Origin of the sequence: Actinomycetospora sp. NBRC 106375, from assembly GCF_030269665.1 — a bacterium.
Lineage (GTDB): Bacteria > Actinomycetota > Actinomycetes > Mycobacteriales > Pseudonocardiaceae > Actinomycetospora.
Genome location: NZ_BSTS01000010.1, coordinates 166753 through 190510, shown reverse-complemented (window position 1 = coordinate 190510; position 23758 = coordinate 166753). Strand labels below are relative to the sequence as shown.

Genomic DNA, 23758 nt, shown 5'->3' with positions numbered 1-23758 from the left:
ACTCCTCACGTATCGACAGCGATGAGTGAGTAGCGGGCACGATTGGCTGGTCTCAACGAGTGAACGAGCCGCCGATCATGTCGTGTGCCATCACACTGTGACGCTCCCTCGAGAGGAGGCGCCATGAGCGTCATGATCACGATGAAGTTCCCGATCTCGGCGGACGTCATGGAGAAGACCGTCAACGATCACCGCGAGATGATCATGTCCATCACGCAGGACGGGCAGCGTCAGGGACTCATCCACCACCAGTTCGCGGAGGATTCGGAGGGCAACGCCCTGGTCGTCGACGAGTGGCCGGACGAGGAGACGTTCCAGCGGTTCTTCGCCGGGCAGGAGGACATCAAGAAGGTGCTGGCCGCGGCGGGGGTGATGAGCGAGCCCGTCGTGACCGTGTGCCGGATCATCGATACACCCGATCGCGTCTGAGGCCGACGATGACCACGACGAAGCCGGCCGTGAACGTCGATCCCGCGGTGCTCGAGGCGCTGGTCGGGCAGATCGTCACCGATGCGGGCGCCGCGCTGGTGGTGCCGCTGGGACTGCTGGGTGACCGGCTGGGCCTGTTCACCGCGATGGCGGGCCGCGACGCGATGACCGCCGCCCAGCTGGCCGCCGAGACCGGACTCTCCGAGCGCTACCTGCGGGAATGGCTCATGACCATGGCCGCGGCCGGCTACATCACCTACGACGGCGGGGACACCGACGGGTCCGCCCGCTCGGGGCGCTTCCGTCTGTCGCCGGAGCAGGCCGAGGTGTTCACCAACGCTGACAGCCCGGCCTACCTCGCGGGCGCCTTCCAGAACCTGACCGCCGCGACGCGCATGCTCGACCGGCTCACCGAGGCCTTCCGTACCGGCGAGGGGATCGGCTGGCACGAGCAGCACGAGGACATGTTCCGCGGGACCGAACGCTTCTTCCGGCCGGGCTACCTCGCGAACCTCACCGGCTCCTGGATCCCCGCCCTGACCGGGATCGACGAGCGGCTCCGGGCCGGCGGCACGGTCGCCGACGTGGGCTGCGGGCTGGGCTCCTCGACGATCATCATGGCGGAGGCCTACCCCCGCGCCACGTTCGTCGGTCTGGACTACCACCCCGGCTCGGTCGAGCTCGCCCGCGGCCGTGCCGACGCCGCCGGGGTCGCCGACCGCGTGACGTTCCGCGTGGGTCCGGCGATCGACCTGGCCGGACAGTACGACCTGGTCACCTTCTTCGACTGCCTGCACGACATGCCGGACCCCGTCGGAGCGCTGCGTGCGGCCCGTAGTGCGGTCGGCGACGGTGGTTCGGTGATGCTGGTCGAGCCCATGAGCTGGGACACGGTCCCCGAGGCGCTCAACCCGCTGGGCCGGCTGCTCTTCGGCGCGTCGATGTTCGTGTGCCTGCCGAGCGGACTCTCGGCCGACCCCGGCGCGGGACTCGGGAACCAGGCGGGGCCGACACGCACCTGCGAGCTCGCGCGCGAGGCGGGCTTCGGGGACGCCCGGCTCGCGACGTCCACCGAGGTCAACCTCGTCTACGAGCTGCGGCCCTGAGTCCTGTGGGTGACGTCGTGGTCGGGGCGGTGGTCCACGACCACGGCGTTGCCCGCGCGGACGGGGGCCGGGGCGCAGCACCCGGAGATGGCGACGCAGGACACCGACCACGGTCACGAGAAATCTGTCTTCACTCGATCGGAGGTGGAGGGTTGCTCGCAGGCGACGAGAACGGCCCTCTATGGTGATCCCGACTGTTACTCATGTGACGGATGGGACGGATGGTGCCGATGTTCACTGCGCGGCAGCGGGTCATCTTGCGCCAGATCGTCAGCCCGCCCTACATCTATCGATGGGCCGGACTGGTGACGACGATCGGGCTCATGGTCGGCGTCACCGTCGTCGTGCTCGCCGACGTCGGTGCCCCGACGGTGGTCGCGGCCGGCGCGAACCCGGCGGTGTCGTCGGCCCCGGCGGGCATCCGGGCCCGGACGGTCGAGGACGCGCCCGCGTTCGGGATGCCGGGCGAGGCGCGCCCCGCCATCACGCCGTCGCTGCTGTCGGTGACGTCGACGACGACCGACCGCCCGACCGTCGCCCTCACGTTCGACGACGGGCCGAGCACCTTCACCCCGCAGGTGCTCGACATCCTGGCCGAGCACCGCATCCGCGCGACGTTCTGCATGATCGGCAACCAGGCCGTGGCCGAGCCCGCGATGGTTCAGCGGGTCGTGGCCGGCGGGCACCGGCTCTGCGACCACACGTTCACCCACGACGCGACCGTCGGCTCGGTGGACGAGGGGCTGATGAGCACCCAGCTCGGCCGCAGCCACCAGTCGCTGGCCACGGTCGTCAACCCGCCGGTCTCGGTCGACTATTTCCGCGCCCCGGAAGGCAAATGGTCGCCGCAGCTCGACCACGTCGCCGCCGCGACGGGCATGCGGCCGCTGGGATGGTCGGTCGACACCCTCGACTGGACCCAGCCCGGCGTCGCATCGATCGTCCAGGCCGTCCAGCGGTCGGTGCACCCCGGCGCAGTGATCCTCTTCCACGACGGCGGCGGGCCGCGCGAGCAGACCGTCGAGGCGCTGCGCCAGGTGATCCCGTGGCTGCAGGACCAGGGCTACGAGTTCACCTTCCCGACCTGACGGTCAGTGCTTGCGGATCACCTTCTCCGCGCCGCCCTCGCGCCAGGTGGTGACGTCCAGGTGGCCGTCACCGACCGCGATGGACGCCGCGCCGACGATGTCCGCCCGGAGGAACTGGTCGAACTCCTGCCCGCGCAGGTCGAGACCGATCTCCTCGAACACCGCCTCGGCGAAGCGCTGGTGCAGCGCCGTGTCGCGCACGTCCTCGACGCGGCCCCAGATCTTCGCGTCGCCCTCGCCGACCTGCGTGTCGACCGTCGCGGTGTGCAGGGTGAAGCGTGGATCGGCCCGCAGGTCGGCGAACTTCGCGGTGTCGGGCATGCCGACGATCCACAGGTCGCCCTCGAGGAACCGGGGCTCCATCGGGCTGACGCGGGGGTAGCCGTCGGGTCTCAGCGTGCCGAGCATGCAGAGGTTGTCGGTGGCGCTGTGCCGCCGCGTGAAGACCTCGGCGATGTGGGGCGCGGCCGCGGCGAAGTCGGTCCAGAGAGCCATCCACCGGACGCTAGGGGTGACCCCCGACACTCACGGGTGCTCCGCCGGCCTCCTGGGCCGGCGGAGCACCGCCGGTCAGGCGCGGTCGAGAAGGCGCCGCAGGTTGTCGCGGGCCTGGAGCGCGGCGGGCATGCCTTCGCGGGGGCCGTCGGGAGACTCGGTCGCCTCACGCTGGCGCTGGCGCAGCAGGGCCTGCATGGCGGCCGGATCGGTGCCGGCGGCCTCGGTCTGGTCGTGCGTGGGACGCATGCCCCCACGGTGCATGACGCGCCCGCGGGTCCGGGACGACCCCCCGGATCGTGGCGTGTCGGCCCGTGCGTGTGACCATCCGCCGGCGGGTCCCGGCCATCAGGTCAGGCTGCGGACGTCCGAGACGTCGTATTCGGCGACGTCGGCCGAGAGCATGGCGGCGCCCTGCTCCTCGCTCGGCCCGCTCCCGCGGAACGCCTCGACGGCCTCCCGTGACGTCCACCGCTCGAAGATGGCGATCCGGCCGGGCTCGACGAGGTCGGCGGTGATGGAGAAGTCCAGGCACCCCGTGGCCGCGCGGGCCTGGACGACCACCGCCACGCAGTTGGCCAGGTAGTTCTCGCGCTCGGCGGGCTCGACCGTGATGTGGCCGGCGACGATCACCATTGCTCGATCCTCTCGATGAAGTGATCGGTACGATAACAGGACTTCACTGGTCAGCCACGATGGCCGTCATGGTCGCCGACGTCGTCACGGACTACTGGTCGCTCGGGGCCGAGGTGGACGACCTCGGCGATGCCGTCCTGGTGCGCCGGCCCGGCCTCCCGCGGTCGACCTTCCTGCACCGCCTGCGCCCCCGGGGTGTCGAGGAGCTCGACTCGGCGCTCGACGCCGCGCGGACCATCGCGCAGGTCCCGCAGATCGTGCTGGACCCGGACGCGCCGCCGTTCGTCGAGGCGGAGCTCGTCGTCCGGGGGTGGCGCATCGACACCTCCGTCCAGCTGGTCCTCCCGCCCGGGGCCTCGGGTCCGGCGCCCGACGGCCCGGTGCGGCCGGCCGCGGACGCCGACCGCGAGGCGCTCCGCGCGCTCTTCCGCGCCGACCACCTCGAGACGGACCGCCGGTCGGGGCGAGCGGCGCGCAGCGAGGAGCGCACCGACGCGACGGTCGAGGAGCGGTGGGCGCTCGGGCCGTCGGTGCACTGGTTCGTCGCGGACGACGGCGAGGGCCCGGTCGGGTTCTTCGCGAGCTGGGCCGGCGGCGCGCGAGGGACCGGGGTGGTCGAGGACCTCTTCGTCCACGAGGACCGTCGTGGCCGCGGCTACGCCCGGGCGCTGATCGGCGCGGCGGTGGCCGACGCGCGGGTCGGCGGCGCGGGCCCGGTGGTCATCGGTGCGGATCCGTCGGACACCCCGATGAGGTGGTACGCGCGTCTCGGCTTCCGGCCGACGGTGATCCTCCGCTCGCTCACGCCCCCGACGTGAGCGCGTCGCGCACGATGCGGTCGATCGTGGAACGCCGCGGGGCCCAGCCCAGCGCCGACCGCGCCTCCGTGGGGTCGACGGTGACCGTTCGAGGCTCCGGAGCCGCGTCGCGGTACGCCACGGCGACCGCGCGGCCGGTGACGCGCTCGACCGACGCCAGCACCTCCCGGATGGTCACCGGCCGGCCGCTCCCGACCGGGACCGCCCGGAACGACCCGGGCGCGGCGACGTCGAGCGCGGCCACGAACGCGGCGGCGGCGTCGTCGACGTGCACCAGGTCCCGCACCGCCGAGCCGTCGCCGTTCACGGTGAACGGCGTGCCCCCGCAGGCCGCGGCGAGGATCGCGGGCAGGAGCCGGGAACCGTCGGTGTCGCCCGGGCCGGCGACGTTGGCCAGGCGGAGCGAGACCGTGCCGAGCGCGCCGGTGGCCGACGCGTCCCGCGCAGCGAGCTCGGCGGCGAGCTTCGACGCGCCGTAGGGGTGCGCGGGCGGGACGTCGTCGTGGATCGCCGCGGTCGAGGCGAGGACGAGCCGCGCGCCCGGCCGCAGGGCGCCGAGGACGGCGAGCGTGCCGCCGAGGTTGGTGCGCCAGGTGCCCAGCGGGTCGGCGAGCGAGTCGCGCACCCGCACCACCGCGGCGAGGTGGCACGCCGCCTCGACGTCGGCGAGCACGGCCGCGACCTGGTCGGGCCGCTCGACGTCGGCGACCGCGCGGGTCACGGGCACGACGTCGTGACCGGCGCCGCCCAGCGCGGACGCGACCGCCCGCCCGACGAAGCCGCCGGCGCCCGTCACCGCCACCCGCACGGCCGGGAGCCTCGCACACGATCGAAGTGAGGCTAGCCTTACCCGGGCGCGGACCCTAGTGTCGTCAGCGGTAGCCCAGCGACACCGGAGGCCGGACCGTGAGCGAGCACCAGCCCTTCTCCCAGCTCCTGCGGCGATCCACCGCCGCGGCCCACGAGCGCGCCCACCACTCCACCTACATGGACGCCCTGCTCGGCGGGCGGCTCGCGCTGGACGACTACGCGACGCTCGTCGTGCAGTACTGGCACGTCTACGGCGCGCTCGAGGACGGGGCGGACCGGCTGGCCGACGACCCGGTGGTCGGCGGCTTCGCGGTCGACGCGCTGCGGCGCCGGGAGGCGATCGCGGCGGACCTCGCCGCCCTGCGGGGTCCCGGCTGGGCCGACGACCTCCCGCCCCTGCCGGCCACCGCGCGCTACGCGTCCCGCATCCGCGCCATGGTCGACGAGTGGCCCGGCGGTTGGGTGGCCCACCACTACACCCGGTACCTCGGCGACCTCGCCGGCGGCCAGGCGGTGCGCGGCCTGCTCCGGCGCACCTACGGCGTGACGGGCGACGGGGCGCGGTTCTACGACTTCGGTGCCCTCGGCCCCGTGCCGCCGTTCCGGACGCGGTACCGGGCCCTGCTCGACACCGCCGCGTGGGACGACGTGGAGCGCGCCCGGATCGCCGACGAGGCGTGCCACGCGTTCGAGCTCAACATCGCGATGCTCGCCGACCTCGCCGGCACGGTGCCGCCGGAGAACCTCGCGGCGTGAGTCAGGTGCGCCGCGCGAGCGCCAGCCAAGCGGGCAGGTCGACGTGCCCGCCGACCGGCACGCCGAGCTTCGCGGCCTGGTCGTCGTCGGGGACCCGGCCCCGGTAGGTGCTCTCCCGGATCTCCTCGAGGGTCCAGCCGGGCCTGCTGAACGCCGTCCGGATCTCGTCGTCGGTGACCTCGGGGCCGAACGCGGGGCCGGGCGCCAGGCCCAGCAGCACGACGCGACCCCCGTCGACGACGACGTCGCGCAGCGCATCGACGTACCGCGCCTGGTCGTCGCCGTCGAAGATGTGGAACAGGGCGCTGTCGAGCACCGTGTCGAATCCGCGCAGCTCCGACGGGTGCATGGCGTCCGCCTCGACGAACTCGGGAGCGACGCCGTGGGCGGCCGCGACGGCACGCGCCCGGTCGAGCGCGGCCGGCGCGGAGTCCGCGCCGACGACGTCGTAGCCGCGCTCGGCGAGCAGGACGGCGTGCTCGCCGGTGCCGCAGCCGAGATCGAGCACCCGACCGCGGAGCAGGCCCTCGGCCTCGGCGGCGATCACGGCTGGCTGCGGCTCGCCGATGATCCACGGTGGCTCGCCGGAGACGTAGGCCTCCTGGAAGGCCGAGGGTGCGGGGGTGGTCATGGGGACCTCCGGGGGTCGCGGACGGTGACGCATCCGATCCTGTGACCTCGACCTTCGTCGAGGTCAAGGGATCGGGAGCCGCGGAGGTGACGGCGGCCCCGCCGCCGGCGGGGGCGCGCCGTCGATCTCTCTTGTCAGTCGTGCGCCACGAACATCGTGGCTCCGCCCGAGGCGAAGTTCGGGACGTCCCCGGCGGCGGTCTGGCCGGCCTCGGAGCCCATCCCCGCCTGCAGGTCCTCGAGCGAGTCGAAGGCGAGCTCGGCGATGAGGTAGTAGGGCGCCGGGTTCGCGTCCAGGGAGGCGCAGTGCCGGTAGGAGAACGACTTCAGGCCGGGGATCGGGTCGACCATGGGCGCGTGGACCTCGCGGTAGTGCTTGTCGAACGCCGCGGGGTCGGTCGGGTGGCCGTAGAGGACGGTGACGATGTGCATCGGATCACCCCACCACGCACGACGGCCCCGGAGCCAGGACCAGAAGCGAAGGTCCGGGCGCCGGGGCCGTCGAGGGGAGCGGGCCGGGTCAGCGGCCGTGCTTCTCGATCACGGCACCGAGGCCGGGCAGGGCCTCGATGACGTTCTCCTGCGCCTTCGGGCGCAGCTTGCTGTAGATCGACGTGACCGCCGCGCGGTTGCTGCGCTCGGCGCGCCGGTCGGTCACGGTCAGCAGGGCCTCGGAGGCCTCGTGCGGACGGGTGGCCAGGAATGTGCCGAAGTCGCCGGTGGCCTCGGTGGTGAACGTCGCCCAGAAGGGCTCGAGCTGCTCGACGAAGTCGTCGAGCATCTTGTCGATCGCCTCGCGGACGAAGCCCGGCTTGACCTTCTTGACACCCGCGTAGCCGGTCTTGACGACCCCGCCCGACAGGCCGCTCTTGTTCGCGACCTCGCTGTCGACGAGAGCGTTCAGGTCGTCGACGACGGCGCCGCGACGATCCGTGTCGAGAAGGCGTGCCTTGAGCGTCTCGGCCATCGCTGTCCTTCCTCGGGGAGCAGGGAGCGGGGCCGACCGTACGACAGGTCGGGGGAGGGATCTCCGGCAGGTCCCCGGCCGAACGACACCGATGTGGTTCAGGACCGGTCGTCGTGGGCCGCGAGGAACGTCTCGAGGTCGGCCCAGGAGTTCTCGCGGGCGCGGCGCCCGGCCAGCACGCCGAGGTGTCCGCCCGGGCGCACGACGAACCGCAGATCGGGGCTCGCGGTGAGGAGCTCGGTGGCCCGTTCGACCGCCGCGACCGGGGCGATGACGTCGTCGGCACCCGCCACGAGCAGCACCGGGACCCGGACGTCGGCCAGGCGGACGGGTCGCCCGGCGAGCGCGAGGCGGTCCTCGGCGAGGTCGTTCGACCGGACGACGTGGTGGTAGATCTGCCCGAACGCCCGCCCGGGGTAGGCCGTCATGTTGTCCATGAGCAGGTCGACGGCCTCGATCTGCTCGAGCAGCTGCCGGTCGTCGAGGTGCGTCAGCACCGTCACCGGCTTGGTCAGGTAGCGCTCGACGCTGCTGAGCTGGAAGGCCCACTTGACCACCGTCGCCGGGAACGACCCGAGCGTGCGGTACGCCGCCGAGAACACCCGCCCACCGGTGTACTCGGCCACCGAACGGAACGGGGCCACGAGGGGCACCGCGGAGACGTCGACGGGCGACGCGAACGCCGTCACCGAGCGGATCGGGGCGCTCGAGACGCCGCTGGCCGCGGTGAGCAGGGTGAACAGCCCACCGAGGCTCCAGCCGGCCAGGTGCACGGTGGTGTCGTCGTGCCGGCCGGCGACGGCGTAGAGCGCGGCCGGGACGATCTCGTCGACCCACAGCTCGAGCCCCCGCCGACCGGCGGCCCGGCCCGTGGCGTCGTAGGTGACGATGTAGGTCTCGCGCCCGGTCGCGAGCAGGTCCTCGACCAGGCTGGCGCCGCGGCGCAGGTCGAACGCGAAGTCCGGCGCCCCGAGCGGCGGCACGAGCAGCAACGGGGCGAGCGCCGGGTCCGGCGTCACCGTCGGCTCGTAGCGGTGCACGGTGTAGCCGTCGCCCAGCAGCACGGGCAGCCGCGGCATCCGGCGGGTGTCGGCGAGATGCCCGCGTGTGACCCAGTCCCCGAGGTTGTCCCAGGCCTTCACGAGGGCGCGGGTGGGGTCCGGGCCGTGTGCCGAGCCTCCGGTCGACGGCGCGGAGGCCTCTTCGTGGGGCAGCTGCTCGGCGGTCACGCGGGCCGATGGTAGGGCCGTCCGTGGCGTCCCGATACGCGCACGTCACTCACGCGTCGTGATCGATCCTCACGGTCGGTGACACGTCCTCGCGGGCGTCACGTCCGTTCCCGCAGCTCGATGCGGAGATCCGGTCCGCCGGGGCTGGGCCGTCCGGGCCGTCGCTGCTCCGCCCGATCGTCCGAGCCACCACTACACCCGCACCGCGTTGGATCAAGTGGCGCCGCCCCGGGCCACCGCTCGGGGCGGCGAGGCGCCCTCCACCGGGGCCGCCGGACGGGGTGAGGAGAGCGGGCACCGTGGTCGAGCGTGCGGCGGGGGCGATGTTCGGGGGAGCGCCCCGGGGCGACATCCGGAGCGAGACGCCCTGCGACCCGCCGCGGAGCGATCACGACGACCGGCGCCGCCGGCGCTCACGGGTCACCGCGGGCCTGGGCGTCGGGCTCATGGGCGCGGCCTCCCTGACGACCGCCGTCTACCAGACGATCACCCAGTCCTCGACGACGGTGAGCCTGCCGGGCGAGGTGGCGGAGATCGACACGCCACTGCCGTGGGGCGCGGCGACCGCGGTGCCGGCCGGGGCGCCCTCGTCGTCGGCGACGATCACCCCGACCGTCGCCGACCTGGCCCTGCGCGCCGATCAGCAGCCCCTCCCGGGGACGGCGGCGCCGCCGGCGCCGGGTTCGCCCGCCCTCGGCGTCCCGACCGCCGGCGGTCCGCTCGCCGGAGTGCCGGGGCCCGGCGCGGCGGGGCCGCCGGCACGCGTCGACCGGCCGACATCCGCGCCGGGGACGGGCACGCCGAGCGGCACCCCGACGGGCACCACGACCCCGTCGACCGGGGGCGGCACCCCGCTGCCGTCGTCGGAGACCTCGGAGCCGACGAGACCGTCGAGCCCGTCGAGCCCGTCGAGCCCGCCCGCGAGCTCCGAGCCGCCGGCCTCCGAGTCGCCCAGCTCCGAGCCGAGCTCGCCGTCGTCGAGTTCCGCGCCGTCCGAGCCGTCGAGCCAGGAGCCCACGTCCTCGGCACCGGAGAGCGGCTCGACGCCGCCGTCCTCGGGTGCGGCCGACGGCTGACAGCTCCCGGGAACGCCGACGGCCCCGTCCCCCTCGAGCGGAGACGGGGCCGTCGGTGCGTGGGACCGGTGGCGCCGTGCTCAGCCGCGCGGGCGGCGCAGCGCGGTGCGGTGCTCGGGGCGCAGGTGGTAGATCACGGCCGGCAGGACGACGACGGCCACGAACGGCAGCCCGACCAGCGGCAGGACGAAGAGCAGTGCCAGGCCGACGAGCATGACGACCAGGGCCGTCAGCGGGTTGGTCGCGAACGCGCCGAGGCGGGCCAGTCGCGGGCTGCGGCGGGCCGCCGTGCCGGCGCGGTCGGCCAGGCCGGCGACTCCGGCGCGCGCGGCGGGTCGCGGCGCGGCGGGGACGGGGCGGGGCAGGGTCGGGGTGCTGTGCGGCCAGGGGAGAGCCATCGGGGTGCGTCGGTCCTTCGGGGTCGTGAGGGTCCAGCGGGGCGCGTCGGGAGACCGCGCCGGAGCTCGGGTGGCTCCGGGTGGCTCGAAGGCCACCCGGCCGCGCTCCGGGGCGTCGCGGGGATCGACACCCGACATGACGCCCGGGGGTTCCAGCGGGTTCCCGGCAGTTCGGTATCGATTCGGCAACGGCGGGTGCCCGGCGTCGGTGCCCATCGTCCACCTGTCACCCACATGGACGGGATGACCTGAGAGGGTGATCCTTGCGGCCGCTCTAGGGTGTCGCCGATGACTGCTCCCACCGAGCCCGACCCCGGGGTGCGTGCGCTGCTCGGGCGTTGGTCGGGCGACCCGGCGATGTTCGAGGGGGCGACGGCGGAGGACGTCTCCGGTCCGCGGGCCCGGTTCATCGCCCAGCTCACGGAGTCGGCCGGCCCGGCTCCGCGTGTGCCGGAGGTCCGCGACGCCGGCGGCGTCCCCGTCCGGGTGCACCGGCCGGCCGCGTCCACGTCCGACGCGTGGGCGGTGTTCCTCCACGGCGGGGGCTGGGTGCTCGGCGGCGGCGACGCCTACGACGCCGTCGCCGCCCGGCTCGCCGACGATCTCGGGGCCGTGGTGGCCGCCGTCGACTACCGGCTCGCGCCCGAGCACCCGTTCCCGGCCGCCCTGGACGACGCGCAGGCCGCGATCCGGGCGCTGCAGGACGCGCCGCCCGCCGGCGTCGACCCGTCCCGGTGGGCGCTCGTCGGCGACAGCGCCGGGGCGAACCTGGCGGCGGCCGCGGAGCTCGCGCTGCGCGACGAGGGCCGGGCGCCGGCGGCGAGCCTGCTGGTCTACCCGCCGCCGGACTTCGAGGGGCGCTATCCCTCGGTGACCGAGAACGCCGAGGGGTACTGGCTGACCGCGCGCGACGTGCGCGCCTGCTCCAAGCTCTACCTCGCGGGCCACGACCCGCGTGGCGACGTCCGGCTCTCCCCGCTGCGGGCGGCGTCGCTGGCCGGGCTGCCGCCGACGATCGTGGCCACGGCCGGCTTCGACCCGCTGCGCGACGCCGGACACGCGTACGCCGACGCGGTCGCCGCCGCGGGTGTGGACGTCCGCCGCCGCGAGCATCCCGCGCTCGTGCACGGCTTCTACGGGTTCACCGCCGCGGTCCCGGCCGCGGACGCCGCCGTGGGGGCGCTGCACGCCGAGCTCGCCGGGCTGCTGGCGGGCTGACCGTGATAGAAACAGTCCGTTCTGACCGTTCGTGCCAGGGAGCCACCGCGTGACCGACGCCAGCGAGGCCATCGACCCGACCACGCTCACCGTCGGTGTGCTCGGCGGCACCGGTAACCAGGGCAAGGGCCTGGCGCTGCGCTGGGCGGCCGCCGGGATCAAGGTGATCATCGGTTCGCGCGCCGCCGAGCGGGCCGAGAACTCGGCGCACGAGTACTGCGAGGCCACGGGCGTCGACCACGTCAGCGGCACCGACAACGCCAGCTGCGCCGCGCAGGCCGACGTCGTGCTCGCGGCGGTCCCGTGGGAGTCGCACGCCGAGACCCTGCAGGGCCTGGCCGAGCCGCTGCGGGGCAAGATCCTGATCGACTGCGTCAACCCGATCGGGTTCGACAAGAAGGGTCCCTACCCGCTGCCCGTCGAGGAGGGCAGCGCCGCGCAGCAGGCCGAGCAGCTGCTGCCCGACACGCGGGTGACCGCGGCGTTCCACAACGTGTCGGCGGTGCTGCTCGCCGACCTGGAACAGCCGCAGGTCGACTGCGACGTGCTGGTGCTGGGTGACGACCGCGAGGCGACCGACGTCGTGCGCGCCCTCGCCGACGCCATTCCCGGGGTGCGCGGGATCTACGGCGGCCGGCTGCGCAACGCCTACCAGGTGGAGTGCCTGACGGCGAACCTCATCGCGATCAACCGGCGCTACAAGGTCCACGCGGGCATCAAGATCACCGACCTGGACTGACGCCGGGGCTCGCCGACGGCGGTTACTGGCTGGTATCGCTCGCTCAGCGAGCGATACCAGCCAGTAACCGCGTGCGCCGACCGATACTGCGTCGGTGCAGGTCACGCCGGGGGGCGCGCCGCTCGTGGGGCGCGGGGACGAGATCGGGGCGCTGGTCGGCGCCGCGCTCTCCGGCCCCGGCGGGGTCACGCTCGTCAGCGGCGAGGCGGGCAGCGGGAAGACGCGCCTGCTCGAGGAGGTCGCCGCGCGCGCCGCGGCGGCGGGCGCGCGCGTCCTGCGGGGCCACGCGGTGCCCGGCGGCGGTCCGTACCGGCCGCTCGCCGAAGCCCTCGCCGGTGCCGCGGACCCCGCGCTCGCCGACGACCCCCGGCTCGCGCCGTTCCGGGCGGTGCTCGCCCGCATCCTGCCCGCCTGGACCGCGGCGCCGGCCGACGGCGGCGCCGGGCCGCACCTGGTCGACCCGGTCCTGGTGCTCGGCGAGGCCGTCGCCGACCTGCTCGGGGTGATCGCGGGGGAGGGGCGGGTCCTCGTCGTCCTCGACGACCTGCACTGGGCCGACCGCGACACGCTCGCCGTCCTCGAGTACGTCGGCGGGCGCCTCGACGGGACGCGGATCCTCGCGTCGGTGCGCTCCGACGAGCACCCCCCGGACGGCCTCGCGCCGCTGCGCCGCGGCGCCCGGGTCACGACCGTCGAGCTCGGGCGTCTCGCGGCGGACGACGCCGGCGGGCTCGCCGCCGCGGTGCTCGGCGCGGAGCTCGCCGACGAGGTGCGCGACCACGTCGTGGACGCCGCCGAGGGCCTGCCGCTGCTGGTCGAGGAGCTGGCGGCCCGCCTCGCCGAGTCCGGCGCCGTGGTCCGGCGCGACGGCCGGTGGGTGGCCGCAGGCCCGCTCCCGCGCGAGGTGCCCGAGGCCTTCGCCGAGGCCGTCGGGGCGCGCGTTGCCGCGCTCGACCCGGACGCCCGCGACGTGGTGCGCGTCGCCGCGCTGCTCGGCCGGGACCTGCCGTGGGACCTGCTGCCCGCCGCCGCCGAGGTCGACGCGGCCGCCGCCGCCCGCGCGCTGCGCCGGGCCGTCGACGCGCGGCTGCTCGTGGCCGGCGCGGACGGGAGCCTGCGCTGGCGCCACGCCCTGACCCAGGACGCGGTGCTCTCCGCGCTCACGGGGCCGGAGCGGGCGGTCCTGGCCGCCGGCGCCGCCCGCGCGCTCGACTCGTCCGACCGCGCCGACCTCGCGGGCCCGCTGCTGGCCCGGGTCGCCGAGCTGCACGCCCGCGGCGGCGACCCCGACCGCGCCGCCGAGCTCCTGCTCCGGCACGCCCGCGAGCACCGGGCGGCGGGAGCGCCGGCCGCGGCACTCGCCGTCCTCGAGCAGGCGACGGCGCTCGCGGGCACCGCGCACCGCGTGCCCGTCGTGCTCGAGCGCGTCGAGGTGCTCGCCCTCGTCGCCCGCACCGACGAGGCGCTGGGGGTCGGCGAACCGCTGCTCGGCGCGGCCCGGGGCGTCGAGCGGACGGCGCTCGCCCTGGCGCTCGCCCGCGCCTGCGTGGCCGCCGACCGCCTCGACGACGCCCGCGGGATGCTAGCCCGCGCCGGCGACCCCGAGGATCCGCGGGTCCTCGCGCTGGCCGCGCACGTGGCCCTCGGCGCGGGGGAGGTCGCGGAGGCGCTGCGCCTGGCGGAACCGGCCGTGGACCCGGCGTTCCCGGAGGCCGCGTGCGAGGCCCTCGAAGTCGTCGGCCGGGCGCACCGCCGCGGGGACCCGGAGCGGTCGGCGGCCGCGTTCGTCCGGGCGGCGGAGATCGCCGGGCAGCACGGCCTGACGGCCTGGCGGATCCGGGCGCTGGCCGAGCTCGGGGTGGCCGACATCTTCGGGCCCGGCGAGGGTGCCGCCCTGCGCCAGGCGCGGGGGCTGGCCGCGGACGCCGGCATGCTCGGCACGGCGACGATGCTCGAGCTGCAGCTCGTGGCGGTCGACAACGGGCGGATCGGACCCGTGGCCGCCGGCGAGCAGGCCGCGCGGACCGCGGCGCGGGCCGGGCGCCTCGGGCTGCGCGGGATGCGGGCGCAGGCCCTGGGGTTCGTGGCCCGGGGCCGGGTGTTCGCCGACCGGATGGACGGGGTCGACGCGCTGCTGACCGAGGCGGCGGGGCTCGCGGCGAACCCGGTGCACATCGCGAGCGCCCGCGCGCTCACCCGCGCCCACGACCGCTGGCTCGCCGACGACCCGGCCGGCGCCGTGCCCGCGTACGACGAGGCCGTCGACCTCCTGCGCCGCGCCGAGGGCACGAGCCCGACCCCGGGGTGGGGGGAACGGGCGGTGCTGCGGACCGCGCTCGATCCCGCCGACGCCGGCCCGCGCGAGGAGCTGCGCCACTCGGACGTGCTCGTCCAGTCGCTCAACCGCGGGGCGTTGCACCTCTGCGACGCCGTGGCCGCCGCCGAGCGGGGCGACGACCCGGACCCCGATCTCGCGGCGGCCGACGAGCTGCTCGCGAGCCGTCCCTTCTTCCGGCACCTGCTGCGCTGCTTCCTGCTGGAGCACACGGTCCTCGGGGACCCCGTGCCCGTCCTGCACGAGGTCCTGGTCTGGGCCGCCGGCACCGAGGAGATCCGCTTCGCCGCGTGGTGCCGCGGCCGGCTGCGAGCCCTCGGGGCGCCCGTGCCGCGCCCGCAGCGCGACACCACCGACGTGCCGCCGCACCTGCGGGCGCGCAGCGTGACCGGGCGCGAGATGGAGGTCCTTCGCCTCGTCGGCGAGGGACTGGCCAACCCCGAGATCGCGGCCCGGCTGCACCTCTCGCGGCGCACGGTCGAGACCCACGTCGGGAACCTGCTGGCCAAGACCGGGACGACGGGCCGCGCCGGGCTGGCTGACTCCGTGCAGCCGCCGCCGTAACTCCGTGCGCCGCACGGATCCGGCCACGCCGCGCGGGCGGCACCGTCCCGGACATGACGCAGACACACGAGATCACCACCGGCGACGTCGACCTGGGCGAGGTCCGGCTCCACTACCGCGAGCGCGGCTCCGGCGCGCCGGTCGTGCTGATGCACGCCGGCGGGTTCGGGGAGTGGTTCGCCCCGGTCTTCGACGAACCGGCCCTCGACGGGGTGCGCCTCGTCGAGGTGCAGCGCGCGGGGTACGGCGCGAGCTCCACGCCCGAGGGCCACGCCACCTTCGCCGACCACGCCCGGTACGTCCGCGAGCTGCTCGCCGTCCTCGGGATCGAGCGCGCCACCTGGGTCGGGCACTCGTCGAGCGCGAGCATGGCCCTGCAGGGGGCGATCGACGCGCCCGGCGCCGTCGAGCGCCTCGTCCTCATCGAGCCGGCGCCGAGCCCGCGGGGACCGTCCTCCGAGGAGCTGGTCCGGACCGCGGTCGGGCCGGCGATGGGCGCCGCGCAGGCCGGGGACTTCCGGGGTGCCACGGACGCGTTCATGACCGGCGTCTGCGGTCCCCACTGGGCCGACCTCGTCCGGGAGCGCTTCGGCGGCGAGGGACTGGACCGGCTGCTGCGCGACTCGCGCTTCTTCCTCACCGACGAGATCGTCGCCGCCGTCGAGTGGCCGATCGACGAGCAGACCGCCGCCCGCGTGACGGCGCCGACGACGCTCGCCTACGGCGCCGCCCCCGCGACGAAGGCCCACGAGGAGACCACCCGCATGCTCGCGGACTGGATCCCGGGCGCCGAGCTCGTCGCCCTGCCCGGCGTCGGCCACGCCATGACCCTCGAGGACCCCGCCCTGGTCGCGCGGATGGTGGCTGACGCCATGTGAACAGTGTGGACAGCGATAGCCGTCCACACTGCTCACGTGCGCGCAACGCACCTACTCGAAGCTGTGCTCCGGGCCGGGGAAGACGCCGTCGCGGACCTCGCGGGCGTAGGTGCTCGCGGCGTCGGAGAGCGCGGAGCCGATCTCCGCGTAGCGCTTGACGAAGCGCGGGGTGCGGCGTGCCGGGTCCGAGAGGCCGACCATGTCGGTCCACACGAGGACCTGGGCGTCGCACTCCGGCCCGGCGCCGATCCCGACGGTCGGGATCGGGACGTCGGCGGTCACGCGCTTGGCGACGTGCGCGGGCACCATCTCCAGCACGACGGCGAAGGCGCCCGCCTCGGTGACGGCGCGGGCGTCGGCGATCAGCTTCTCGGCCGCGTCGTCGCCGCGGCCCTGGACGCGGTAGCCGCCGAGGGCGTGCTCGCTCTGCGGGGTGAAGCCGAGGTGCGCCATCACCGGGATGCCGGCGTCGACGATCGCGCGGATGCGGTCGGCGTAGTGCGCGCCGCCCTCGAGCTTCACCGCGTGGGCGCCGCCGCTCTTCATGAACTCGACGGCGGTGGCCACGGCCTGCTCGGTCGAGACCTGGTAGCTGCCGAAGGGCAGGTCGGCGACGACGAGGGCGTTCGGCGCGCCGCGCACCACGGCGCGGGTGAGGATCAGCAGCTCCTCGGTGGTCACCGGCACGGTCGTGTCGTAGCCGAGCACGGTGTTGCCGGCCGAGTCGCCGACGAGGAGGACGGGCACGCCCGCCTCGTCGAAGATCCGCGCGGTGTTCACGTCGTAGGCCGTGAGCATCGGCCAGCGCTCGCCGCGGGCCTTCATCTCCTGGAGGTGGTGGACGCGGGTGCGCTTCGGGCGCCCAGCGGGGGTCGACACCGTGCCGGAGGGTGACGTCATCGTCGTCCGTCCTTGCCTCGAGGCCCACCGGCTGCGGCGGGTCCCCGGGTCGTCGGGGTGGGAGTAGCGCCACGGTGTCACCGGCGGCGTTCCCCGGCCGCCCGCTGGGACCAGACTCACAGCGCCGGGGCCGGTGCATCCCGTCACCGGAGCGCGACGGCGCCCGTGGCAGGGTGACCGCCGTGCGTCCCCGCCGAGCCCCCGTCGTCGCCGTGATCGCCGGGCTCGCCGCCCTCCTGCTCGGGGCGTGCGCGCAGGTGGTGCCCGGCGTGGCCGTGCCCGACGCCGCCGGCAGCGCACCGGCCGGGCTCGAGACGTTCTACGGCCAGCAGATCGACTGGGGTCCGTGCGCGCCGTTCGCGGCCACCGACGAGGACCGCCAGATCTACGCGGACCCCGCCCTGCAGTGCGGGCGCATGCAGGTCCCGCTCGACTACGCGGCGCCGCAGGGCCGCACCGCCTCGATCGCGGTGCTGCGCCACGCCGCGCCCGCCTCGCCACAGCGCATCGGCTCGCTCGTGCTCAACCCGGGCGGGCCGGGGGCCTCGGGCATCCAGACCGCCGCCTACCTGGCGTCGTCGCTGTCCTCGACCGAGGTCGGGCGACGCTTCGACATCGTCGGCTTCGACCCCCGCGGCGTCGGGGCGAGCGAGCCCGCGATCCGCTGCCTCTCCGGACCGGAGCGCGACGCCGACCGCCGCGACGACGACACCGACCCGTCGCCCGCCGGCGTCGCGTCCACCGAGGCCGAGGAGCGCCAGACCGTCGACCTGTGCTCCCAGCGCAGCGGGGTCGACGTGCTCGCGAACGTCGGCACGCGCGACGTCGCCAAGGACATGGACGTGCTGCGGGCGACGCTCGGCGACCCGCGGCTGACGTACCTCGGTTTCTCCTACGGCACGCGGATCGGCTCGACCTACGCCGAGGAGTTCCCGCGCAACGTGCGGGCGATGGTGCTCGACGGCGCGCTCGACCCCGACCAGGACCCGACGACGGAGCTGGTCGAGCAGGGCCGGGGCTTCCAGGGGGCGTTCGACGCCTTCGCGCGCGACTGCACCACCCGCCCGAACTGCCCGCTGGGCCAGGACCCCGCCCAGGCCACCCGCGTCTACCAGGACCTGACCCGGCCGCTGATCGCGCGGCCGCTGCCGTTGGCGGGCGGCCGCGTGCTGTCCTACGCCGACGCGCAGCAGGGCACGATCAACGCGCTCTACGTCGAGGCCTACTGGCCCCGCCTCAACCGCGCGCTCGCCGACCTGCGCGCCGGGCAGGGCAACGGGCTGATGACCCTGGCCGACGAGTACTACGAGCGGAACCCGGACGGCACCTACGCCTCCTCGCAGGACGCGTTCGAGGCCGTCCGCTGCGTCGATGACCCGCGGGTCACCGACCCGGCCCAGTCGCTCGCCCGCGCCGAGGCCTACAACCAGGCGGCGCCGTTCCTCGACAGCGGGCGCGGCGTGTCCGCCGCGCGCGACAGCTGCGCGTTCTGGCCGGTGCCCCCGACCAGCCAGCCCCACGTCCCGCAGGTGCCCGGGCTGACGCCGCCGCTGGTCGTGTCGACCACGGGCGACCCCGCGACGCCGTACCAGGCCGGGGTCGAGCTGGCCCGGGCCCTCGGCGGCTCGCTGCTGACCAAGATCGGCGACGAGCACACGGCGACGTTCCAGAACTCCCCGTGCGTCGACGACATCGTCACGCGGTACCTGATCGACAACACCCCGGCGCCACCCGGGGCGACGTGCCCGGCGACGTGACGGCCACGTGAACGCCCGGTCGCCCGTCACCCGTGTGACCGGTCCCCCGCTTTCGGGCGTCTGAACGCGGACTTAGGGTCGCCCCATGGATCGCCAGCAGGAGTTCGTCCTGCGCACGCTGGAGGAACGCGACATCCGCTTCGTGCGGCTGTGGTTCACCGACGTGCTCGGGTACCTCAAGTCGGTCGCCGTCGCTCCGGCCGAGCTCGAGGGGGCCTTCGCGGAGGGCATCGGGTTCGACGGCTCGGCGATCGAGGGCTTCGCGCGGGTCTACGAGTCCGACATGGTCGCCAAGCCCGACCCGTCGACGTTCCAGGTGCTGCCCTGGGAGACCGCGGGCGGCGGGCACTACTCGGCGCGCATGTTCTGCGACATCACGATGCCCGACGGCTCGCCGTCGTGGGCCGACCCGCGCCACGTGCTGCGCCGCGGGCTCTCGCGGGCGGCCGAGGCGGGGTTCACCTGCTACGTGCACCCGGAGATCGAGTTCTACCTGCTGCGCGACCTGCCCGGTGACGGGACGCCGCCGGTCCCCGCCGACACCGGCGGCTACTTCGACCAGGCGAGCCACGACGCCGCGCCGCACTTCCGGCGCCGGGCGATCGAGTCGCTCGAGGCGATGGGCATCTCGGTGGAGTTCAGCCACCACGAGGGCGGCCCCGGCCAGCAGGAGATCGACCTGCGCTACGCCGACGCCCTGACGATGGCGGACAACATCATGACCTTCCGCTACATCGTCAAGGAGGTCGCGATCACCCAGGGGGTGCGCGCGTCCTTCATGCCCAAGCCGTTCACCGAGCACGCCGGCTCGGCGATGCACACGCACGTGAGCCTCTTCGAGGGCGACCAGAACGCCTTCCACGACGCCGCCGAGCCCTACGAGCTCTCGAAGACGGGCAAGGCGTTCGTGGCGGGCATCCTGCGCCACGCCCGCGAGATCTCCGCGGTGACCAACCAGTTCGTCAACTCCTACAAGCGCCTCATCGTGGGCGGCGAGGCGCCGACGACGGTGTGCTGGGGCCACGCGAACCGCTCCGCGCTCGTGCGGGTCCCGATGTACTCGCCGGGCAAGGCGTCCTCGCGCCGCGTCGAGGTGCGCACCATCGACACCGCGGCCAACCCGTACCTCGCCTACGCCGCGATCCTCGGCGCCGGCCTGCAGGGCGTGGCCGAGGGCTACGAGCTGCCGCCGGCCGCCGAGGACAACGTCTGGATGCTCTCGGAGAACGAGCGCCGGGCGATGGGCTACGAGACGCTGCCGCAGAACCTCGACGGCGCGCTCGCGGCGATGGAGCGCTCCGAACTGATGGCCGAGGTCCTCGGCGAGCACGTCTACGACTTCTTCCTGCGCAACAAGCGCTCGGAGTGGGACGCCTACCGCCGCAACGTCACGCCCTACGAGCTGGCGACCTACCTGCCGACGCTCTAGCGCTGGACCGGGCGCTCGAACGTCACCAGCAGCCCGTCGACGCCGCCCGGCCCGATGCGGCCCTTGACGTCGGCGCTGGTGATCGTCCGGAGCTGCCAGCCGTCGGCGGCCTCGGCGTTGAGGACCTTCTCGAGCTTGTCGTCGGAGAGCTTGCCGCCCATGAGGCTCTCGCGGAGCTGGACGACCTTGTACTCGAAGCGCTGCATGTCCGCCGATCCTGCCAGCGGACGGGCCCGCGGCGTCGCGAGCTGGAATCCTCGGGGCATGACCGAGTCCGCGATGTCGAGCCGGCGCCGCGACCGCACGGGGCGGGCCCCGGCGCGACTCGGGCTCACCGACCCGGACGCCGGCCCGCGGCTCGCCGCCCTGGGGTGGTGGGACGGCGACGCGCCGACGGCGGACGCCGAGCCCACCGTGTGGGCGCTGGCGCGCAGCCCCGATCCGGACCTCGCCCTGCTGGCCCTCGAGCGGCTGCGCGAGGCGCTCGGCGAGACCGAGTGGGGCGCGCTCGTCGAGGCGCTGCGCTGCGATCAGGGCCTGCGGGGACGGCTGTTCGGCGTCCTGGGCGGGTCGACCGCGCTCGGCGACCACCTCGTCGCCCATCCCGAGCGCTGGCGCACGCTGCGCAGCGAGGGCACCCCGGGCCGGACCTACGACGCGTCCCAGCTGCCCGACCTCGCAGAGCGGACGGCGACGCTGCTGGGGGCGGTGGGGGCGTCCGTCGACGATCCCTGGGCGACCGTGCTCGAGCCGGCCGGGATCGGCGTGCTGCGCCTGGCCTACCGCGACGAGGTCCTCGCGCTCGCCGCCGCCGACCTGCAGTCGGTCTGCGAGCCGGACCTCCCGGTCGTGCCCGTCGAGGTCGTCGCCGCGCAGCTCGCCGACCTCGCCGCCGCGGGGCTGCGGGCGTCGCTGGCCGTCGCCGACGCGACGGTCGCTGACGCGCTGGGGAGCAAGGACGGCCGCGAGCCCGGCGATCCGCTGCCGTGCCGGCTCGCCGTGATCGGGATGGGCAAGTGCGGCGGCCGCGAGCTCAACTACGTCAGCGACATCGACGTGATCTTCGTGGCCGAGGGCGCCACCGACGTCGCCACCCGGCTCGCCTCGACGATGATGCGCGTCGCCACCGAGGCCTTCCTCGAGGTCGACGCCAACCTGCGCCCCGAGGGCCGGCAGGGCGCGCTCGTGCGCACGCTCGACGGGCACGTGTCCTACTACCGGCGCTGGGCGAAGACCTGGGAGTTCCAGGCGCTGCTCAAGGCCCGTCCGGTGGCCGGCGACGAGGAGCTCGCGCGGCAGTACTGCGAGGCGCTCGACCCCATGGTGTGGAGCGCCGCCGACCGCGACGACTTCGTCGCCGACGTCCGGGCCATGCGCCGGCGCGTCGAGGACCACATCCGCGCCGACCACGCCGACCGCGAGATCAAGCTCGGGCGCGGCGGGCTGCGCGACGTCGAGTTCGCCGTGCAGATGCTCCAGCTGGTGCACGGCCGCGGCGACGAGTCGATCCGCAGCCAGAACACCCTCGAGGCCCTGGCCGCGCTGGCCGACGGCGGCTACGTCGGGCGCGACGACGCCGCCAACCTCGCTGCGTCGTACCGGTTCCTGCGGATGCTCGAGCACCGCGTGCAGCTGCAGAAGATGCGCCGCACCCACCTCTTCCCGCCCGACGACGACACCGCCGGCCTGCGCTGGCTCGCCCGGGCCGCCAAGCTGCGCCCCGACGGGTCCCGCGACGCGGTCGGCGTGCTCCAGCACGAGCGCTCGCGGCACACGGTGCGCGTGCGGCGGCTGCACGAGAAGCTCTTCTACCGCCCGCTGCTCGAGTCGGTGGCCCGCGTGCCGGGCGAGGACCTCGTGCTGACCTCGGAGTCGGCGATGCGCCGGCTCAAGGCGCTCGGGTGGACGTCGCCGCAGGGCGCGCTGGGCCACCTGCAGGCGCTGATCGGCGGGGTGAGCCGGGCGAGCCGCATCCAGCGGGCCCTGCTGCCGGTGCTGCTCGACGAGCTCGGGCACACCGCCGACCCCGACCACGGGCTGCTCGCCTACCGCAAGGTGTCCGAGGCGCTCGCCGACACCCCGTGGTTCCTGGGCTACCTGCGCGACGAGGGCGTGGCCGCCGAGCGGCTGATGCGGGTGCTCGGCACCTCGCGCTGGGTCGCGGAGATGATGCCGCGCACGCCGGAGGTGCTGCGCCTGCTCGCCGGCGACGGGCCGAACGCCGAGCTCGTCGCCCGCCGCCCCGAGGAGGTCGCCGCCTCGCTGCGCAACGCCGTCGGGCGGCACACCGACCCGGAGTCGGCCGGGCAGGTCGGGCGCTCCATGCGCCGGATCGAGCTCGTCCGCGTCGCCTGCGCCGACCTCCTCGGGCTGCTCGACGTGCCCGCGGTGTGCGGGGCGCTGTCCAGCATCTGGGTCGCCGTGCTCCAGGCCGCGCTCGCCGCCGCCGAGCGCGGGCAGGCCGGCGACGGCCCGGCGCCCGCCCGCATCGCCGTGATCGGGATGGGGCGCCTCGGCGGGGCCGAGCTCGGCTACTCCTCGGACGCCGACGTGCTGTTCGTGTGCGAGCCGGCCGAGGGTGTCGAGGACACCGAGGCCGTCCGCTACGCCAAGGCCGTCGCCGAGGCCGCCGTCGCCGCCCTGGGCGCGCCGAGCCCCGACCCGCCGCTCGAGGTCGACACCAAGCTCCGTCCCGAGGGCCGCGGCGGGCCGCTCGTGCGGACGCTGGACTCCTACCGGCAGTACTACGCGAAGCTCGCCGACACGTGGGAGTACCAGGCGCTCCTGCGCGCCCGTCCCGTCGCGGGCGACGAGGCCCTCGGCGCGGCGTTCGTCGCGGCGATCGACGCCTACCGCTACCCGGACGGCGGGCTCCCCGACGAGAAGGCGATCGAGATCCGGCGGATCAAGGCCCGCGTCGACAACGAGCGGCTGCCGCGCCGGGCCGACAAGGCCCTGCACACCAAGCTGGGCACCGGCGGGCTCTCCGACGTCGAGTGGACCGTGCAGCTGCTGCAGCTCCAGCACGCCGGGGCGGTGTCGTCGCTGCGCACGCCCTCGACGCTCGAGGCCCTCGACGCGGCGGCGAAGGCCGGCCTCGTCGAGCCTCCCGACGCCGAGGCGCTCGCGGCCGGCTGGACCATGGCGACCCACGCCCGCGCCGCCGCGACGCTCGTGCGCGGGCGGCCCACCGACGAGGTGCCCCACTCGGGCCGCGACCTCGCCGCCGTCGCCGCGGCGCTGGGGCACGACCCGGACGCCGATCCCGGCGAGTTCCTCGACGAGTACCGCCGCGTCACCCGCCGCGCCCGCGCCGTCGTCGACCGGATCTTCTACCTGGTGGACTGAGTCGGCGGGCGAGCGCGGTGAGGTCGCGCGTGGTCCTGCTGGTTCCGAGCGGAGGGCACCGTCGGTCGACAGCACGGGCGAGGGGCGCGTACCGCGCGGAACGCGCCGGGATGGTCACGACGCCCTCGCGAGATCACGAGCGCGTGGTGCAC

General features: G+C 75.1%; 25 protein-coding genes. 12 read left to right on the top strand and 13 right to left on the bottom strand.

Features of this window, described 5'->3' with window-relative positions; genetic code table 11:
- The first annotated feature begins 123 nt into the window (after positions 1 to 123).
- The 3 genes from QSK03_RS18290 to QSK03_RS18280 all read left to right on the top strand — a co-directional run bounded on the left by QSK03_RS18290 (position 124) and on the right by QSK03_RS18280 (position 2623).
- A complete protein-coding gene (locus QSK03_RS18290; RefSeq protein WP_285654785.1) occupies positions 124 to 429 on the top strand; it encodes a hypothetical protein in 306 nt (101 codons plus the stop codon).
- 8 nt (positions 430 to 437) lie between these two features.
- On the top strand, positions 438 to 1535 hold the full coding sequence (locus tag QSK03_RS18285) for a class I SAM-dependent methyltransferase (RefSeq protein ID WP_285654782.1): 1098 nt from the start codon (positions 438 to 440) through the stop codon (positions 1533 to 1535).
- A 230-nt stretch (positions 1536 to 1765) separates the two neighbouring features.
- On the top strand, positions 1766 to 2623 hold the full coding sequence (locus QSK03_RS18280; RefSeq protein ID WP_285654779.1) for a polysaccharide deacetylase family protein: 858 nt from the start codon (positions 1766 to 1768) through the stop codon (positions 2621 to 2623).
- Positions 2624 to 2626: 3 nt separating this feature from the next.
- Here the strand turns inward: QSK03_RS18280 and QSK03_RS18275 are convergent, their stop codons facing one another.
- The 3 genes from QSK03_RS18275 to QSK03_RS18265 all read right to left on the bottom strand — a co-directional run bounded on the left by QSK03_RS18275 (position 2627) and on the right by QSK03_RS18265 (position 3754).
- Complete coding sequence (locus tag QSK03_RS18275) at positions 2627 to 3118, bottom strand: pyridoxamine 5'-phosphate oxidase family protein (RefSeq protein WP_285654775.1); 492 nt, start codon at positions 3116 to 3118, stop codon at positions 2627 to 2629.
- Between the two features lie 75 nt (positions 3119 to 3193).
- Complete coding sequence (locus tag QSK03_RS18270; protein ID WP_285654772.1) at positions 3194 to 3367, bottom strand: hypothetical protein; 174 nt, start codon at positions 3365 to 3367, stop codon at positions 3194 to 3196.
- 99 nt (positions 3368 to 3466) lie between these two features.
- The gene (locus tag QSK03_RS18265) at positions 3467 to 3754 is read right to left on the bottom strand and encodes a putative quinol monooxygenase (RefSeq protein ID WP_285654769.1); all 288 of its coding nucleotides are present in this window, start codon (positions 3752 to 3754) and stop codon (positions 3467 to 3469) included.
- Positions 3755 to 3822: 68 nt separating this feature from the next.
- Here QSK03_RS18265 and QSK03_RS18260 point away from each other — a divergent pair, with 68 nt between their 5' ends.
- A complete protein-coding gene (locus tag QSK03_RS18260) occupies positions 3823 to 4572 on the top strand; it encodes a GNAT family N-acetyltransferase (protein ID WP_285654766.1) in 750 nt (249 codons plus the stop codon).
- Here QSK03_RS18260 and QSK03_RS18255 read toward each other — a convergent pair.
- Positions 4556 to 5380: an NAD-dependent epimerase/dehydratase family protein gene (locus QSK03_RS18255; RefSeq protein WP_285654764.1), complete on the bottom strand. Its 825-nt coding sequence runs from the start codon at positions 5378 to 5380 to the stop codon at positions 4556 to 4558. The two genes, QSK03_RS18260 and QSK03_RS18255, sit on opposite strands and share 17 nt — an antisense overlap.
- Positions 5381 to 5478: 98 nt before the next feature.
- Between QSK03_RS18255 and QSK03_RS18250 the strand changes: the two genes are divergently transcribed.
- The gene (locus tag QSK03_RS18250) at positions 5479 to 6138 is read left to right on the top strand and encodes a biliverdin-producing heme oxygenase (protein ID WP_285654763.1); all 660 of its coding nucleotides are present in this window, start codon (positions 5479 to 5481) and stop codon (positions 6136 to 6138) included.
- Position 6139: 1 nt separating this feature from the next.
- Here the strand turns inward: QSK03_RS18250 and QSK03_RS18245 are convergent, their stop codons facing one another.
- The 7 genes from QSK03_RS18245 to QSK03_RS18215 all read right to left on the bottom strand — a co-directional run bounded on the left by QSK03_RS18245 (position 6140) and on the right by QSK03_RS18215 (position 10438).
- Positions 6140 to 6769 carry a class I SAM-dependent methyltransferase gene (locus QSK03_RS18245; RefSeq protein ID WP_285654762.1) on the bottom strand — a complete coding sequence of 210 codons (630 nt, stop codon included), beginning with the start codon at positions 6767 to 6769 and terminating at the stop codon, positions 6140 to 6142.
- A 134-nt stretch (positions 6770 to 6903) separates the two neighbouring features.
- A complete protein-coding gene (locus QSK03_RS18240; protein WP_285654761.1) occupies positions 6904 to 7200 on the bottom strand; it encodes an EthD family reductase in 297 nt (98 codons plus the stop codon).
- Positions 7201 to 7288: 88 nt separating this feature from the next.
- Positions 7289 to 7735, bottom strand: a complete 447-nt coding sequence (locus QSK03_RS18235; RefSeq protein ID WP_285654759.1) for a DUF6918 family protein — start codon at positions 7733 to 7735, stop codon at positions 7289 to 7291.
- Positions 7736 to 7833: 98 nt separating this feature from the next.
- Positions 7834 to 8964, bottom strand: coding sequence for an alpha/beta fold hydrolase (locus QSK03_RS18230; protein WP_285654758.1), 1131 nt, complete (start codon positions 8962 to 8964; stop codon positions 7834 to 7836).
- A gap of 475 nt (positions 8965 to 9439) precedes the next feature.
- Complete coding sequence (locus tag QSK03_RS18225) at positions 9440 to 9571, bottom strand: hypothetical protein (RefSeq protein WP_285654756.1); 132 nt, start codon at positions 9569 to 9571, stop codon at positions 9440 to 9442.
- 33 nt (positions 9572 to 9604) lie between these two features.
- Positions 9605 to 9982 (bottom strand): hypothetical protein, encoded by a 378-nt coding sequence (locus QSK03_RS18220; RefSeq protein ID WP_285654754.1) that lies wholly within the window; start codon positions 9980 to 9982, stop codon positions 9605 to 9607.
- A 138-nt stretch (positions 9983 to 10120) separates the two neighbouring features.
- Positions 10121 to 10438, bottom strand: a complete 318-nt coding sequence (locus tag QSK03_RS18215) for a hypothetical protein (RefSeq protein ID WP_285654752.1) — start codon at positions 10436 to 10438, stop codon at positions 10121 to 10123.
- A gap of 288 nt (positions 10439 to 10726) precedes the next feature.
- On the opposite strand from QSK03_RS18215, the gene QSK03_RS18210 reads away from it, so the two are divergent.
- The 4 genes from QSK03_RS18210 to QSK03_RS18195 all read left to right on the top strand — a co-directional run bounded on the left by QSK03_RS18210 (position 10727) and on the right by QSK03_RS18195 (position 16172).
- Positions 10727 to 11656: an alpha/beta hydrolase fold domain-containing protein gene (locus QSK03_RS18210; RefSeq protein ID WP_285654750.1), complete on the top strand. Its 930-nt coding sequence runs from the start codon at positions 10727 to 10729 to the stop codon at positions 11654 to 11656.
- Positions 11657 to 11705: 49 nt separating this feature from the next.
- The gene (gene npdG, locus QSK03_RS18205) at positions 11706 to 12395 is read left to right on the top strand and encodes an NADPH-dependent F420 reductase (RefSeq protein WP_285654748.1); all 690 of its coding nucleotides are present in this window, start codon (positions 11706 to 11708) and stop codon (positions 12393 to 12395) included.
- A 94-nt stretch (positions 12396 to 12489) separates the two neighbouring features.
- Positions 12490 to 15294, top strand: coding sequence for an ATP-binding protein (locus tag QSK03_RS18200; protein ID WP_285654746.1), 2805 nt, complete (start codon positions 12490 to 12492; stop codon positions 15292 to 15294).
- A gap of 53 nt (positions 15295 to 15347) precedes the next feature.
- On the top strand, positions 15348 to 16172 hold the full coding sequence (locus QSK03_RS18195) for an alpha/beta fold hydrolase (RefSeq protein ID WP_285654744.1): 825 nt from the start codon (positions 15348 to 15350) through the stop codon (positions 16170 to 16172).
- A gap of 51 nt (positions 16173 to 16223) precedes the next feature.
- Here the strand turns inward: QSK03_RS18195 and panB are convergent, their stop codons facing one another.
- Positions 16224 to 17072: a 3-methyl-2-oxobutanoate hydroxymethyltransferase gene (panB, locus tag QSK03_RS18190; protein ID WP_285654742.1), complete on the bottom strand. Its 849-nt coding sequence runs from the start codon at positions 17070 to 17072 to the stop codon at positions 16224 to 16226.
- Positions 17073 to 17254: 182 nt separating this feature from the next.
- Here panB and QSK03_RS18185 point away from each other — a divergent pair, with 182 nt between their 5' ends.
- Positions 17255 to 18829, top strand: a complete 1575-nt coding sequence (locus tag QSK03_RS18185; RefSeq protein WP_285654740.1) for an alpha/beta hydrolase — start codon at positions 17255 to 17257, stop codon at positions 18827 to 18829.
- A gap of 85 nt (positions 18830 to 18914) precedes the next feature.
- Positions 18915 to 20258 carry a type I glutamate--ammonia ligase gene (glnA, locus tag QSK03_RS18180; protein ID WP_285654737.1) on the top strand — a complete coding sequence of 448 codons (1344 nt, stop codon included), beginning with the start codon at positions 18915 to 18917 and terminating at the stop codon, positions 20256 to 20258.
- On the opposite strand, the gene QSK03_RS18175 is transcribed toward glnA, so the two are convergent.
- The gene (locus tag QSK03_RS18175; RefSeq protein WP_285654734.1) at positions 20255 to 20524 is read right to left on the bottom strand and encodes a DUF4177 domain-containing protein; all 270 of its coding nucleotides are present in this window, start codon (positions 20522 to 20524) and stop codon (positions 20255 to 20257) included. The genes glnA and QSK03_RS18175 overlap by 4 nt on opposite strands.
- Between QSK03_RS18175 and QSK03_RS18170 the strand changes: the two genes are divergently transcribed.
- Positions 20523 to 23606 (top strand): bifunctional [glutamine synthetase] adenylyltransferase/[glutamine synthetase]-adenylyl-L-tyrosine phosphorylase, encoded by a 3084-nt coding sequence (locus QSK03_RS18170; protein WP_285654731.1) that lies wholly within the window; start codon positions 20523 to 20525, stop codon positions 23604 to 23606. The two genes, QSK03_RS18175 and QSK03_RS18170, sit on opposite strands and share 2 nt — an antisense overlap.
- The last annotated feature ends 152 nt before the right edge of the window (positions 23607 to 23758 follow it).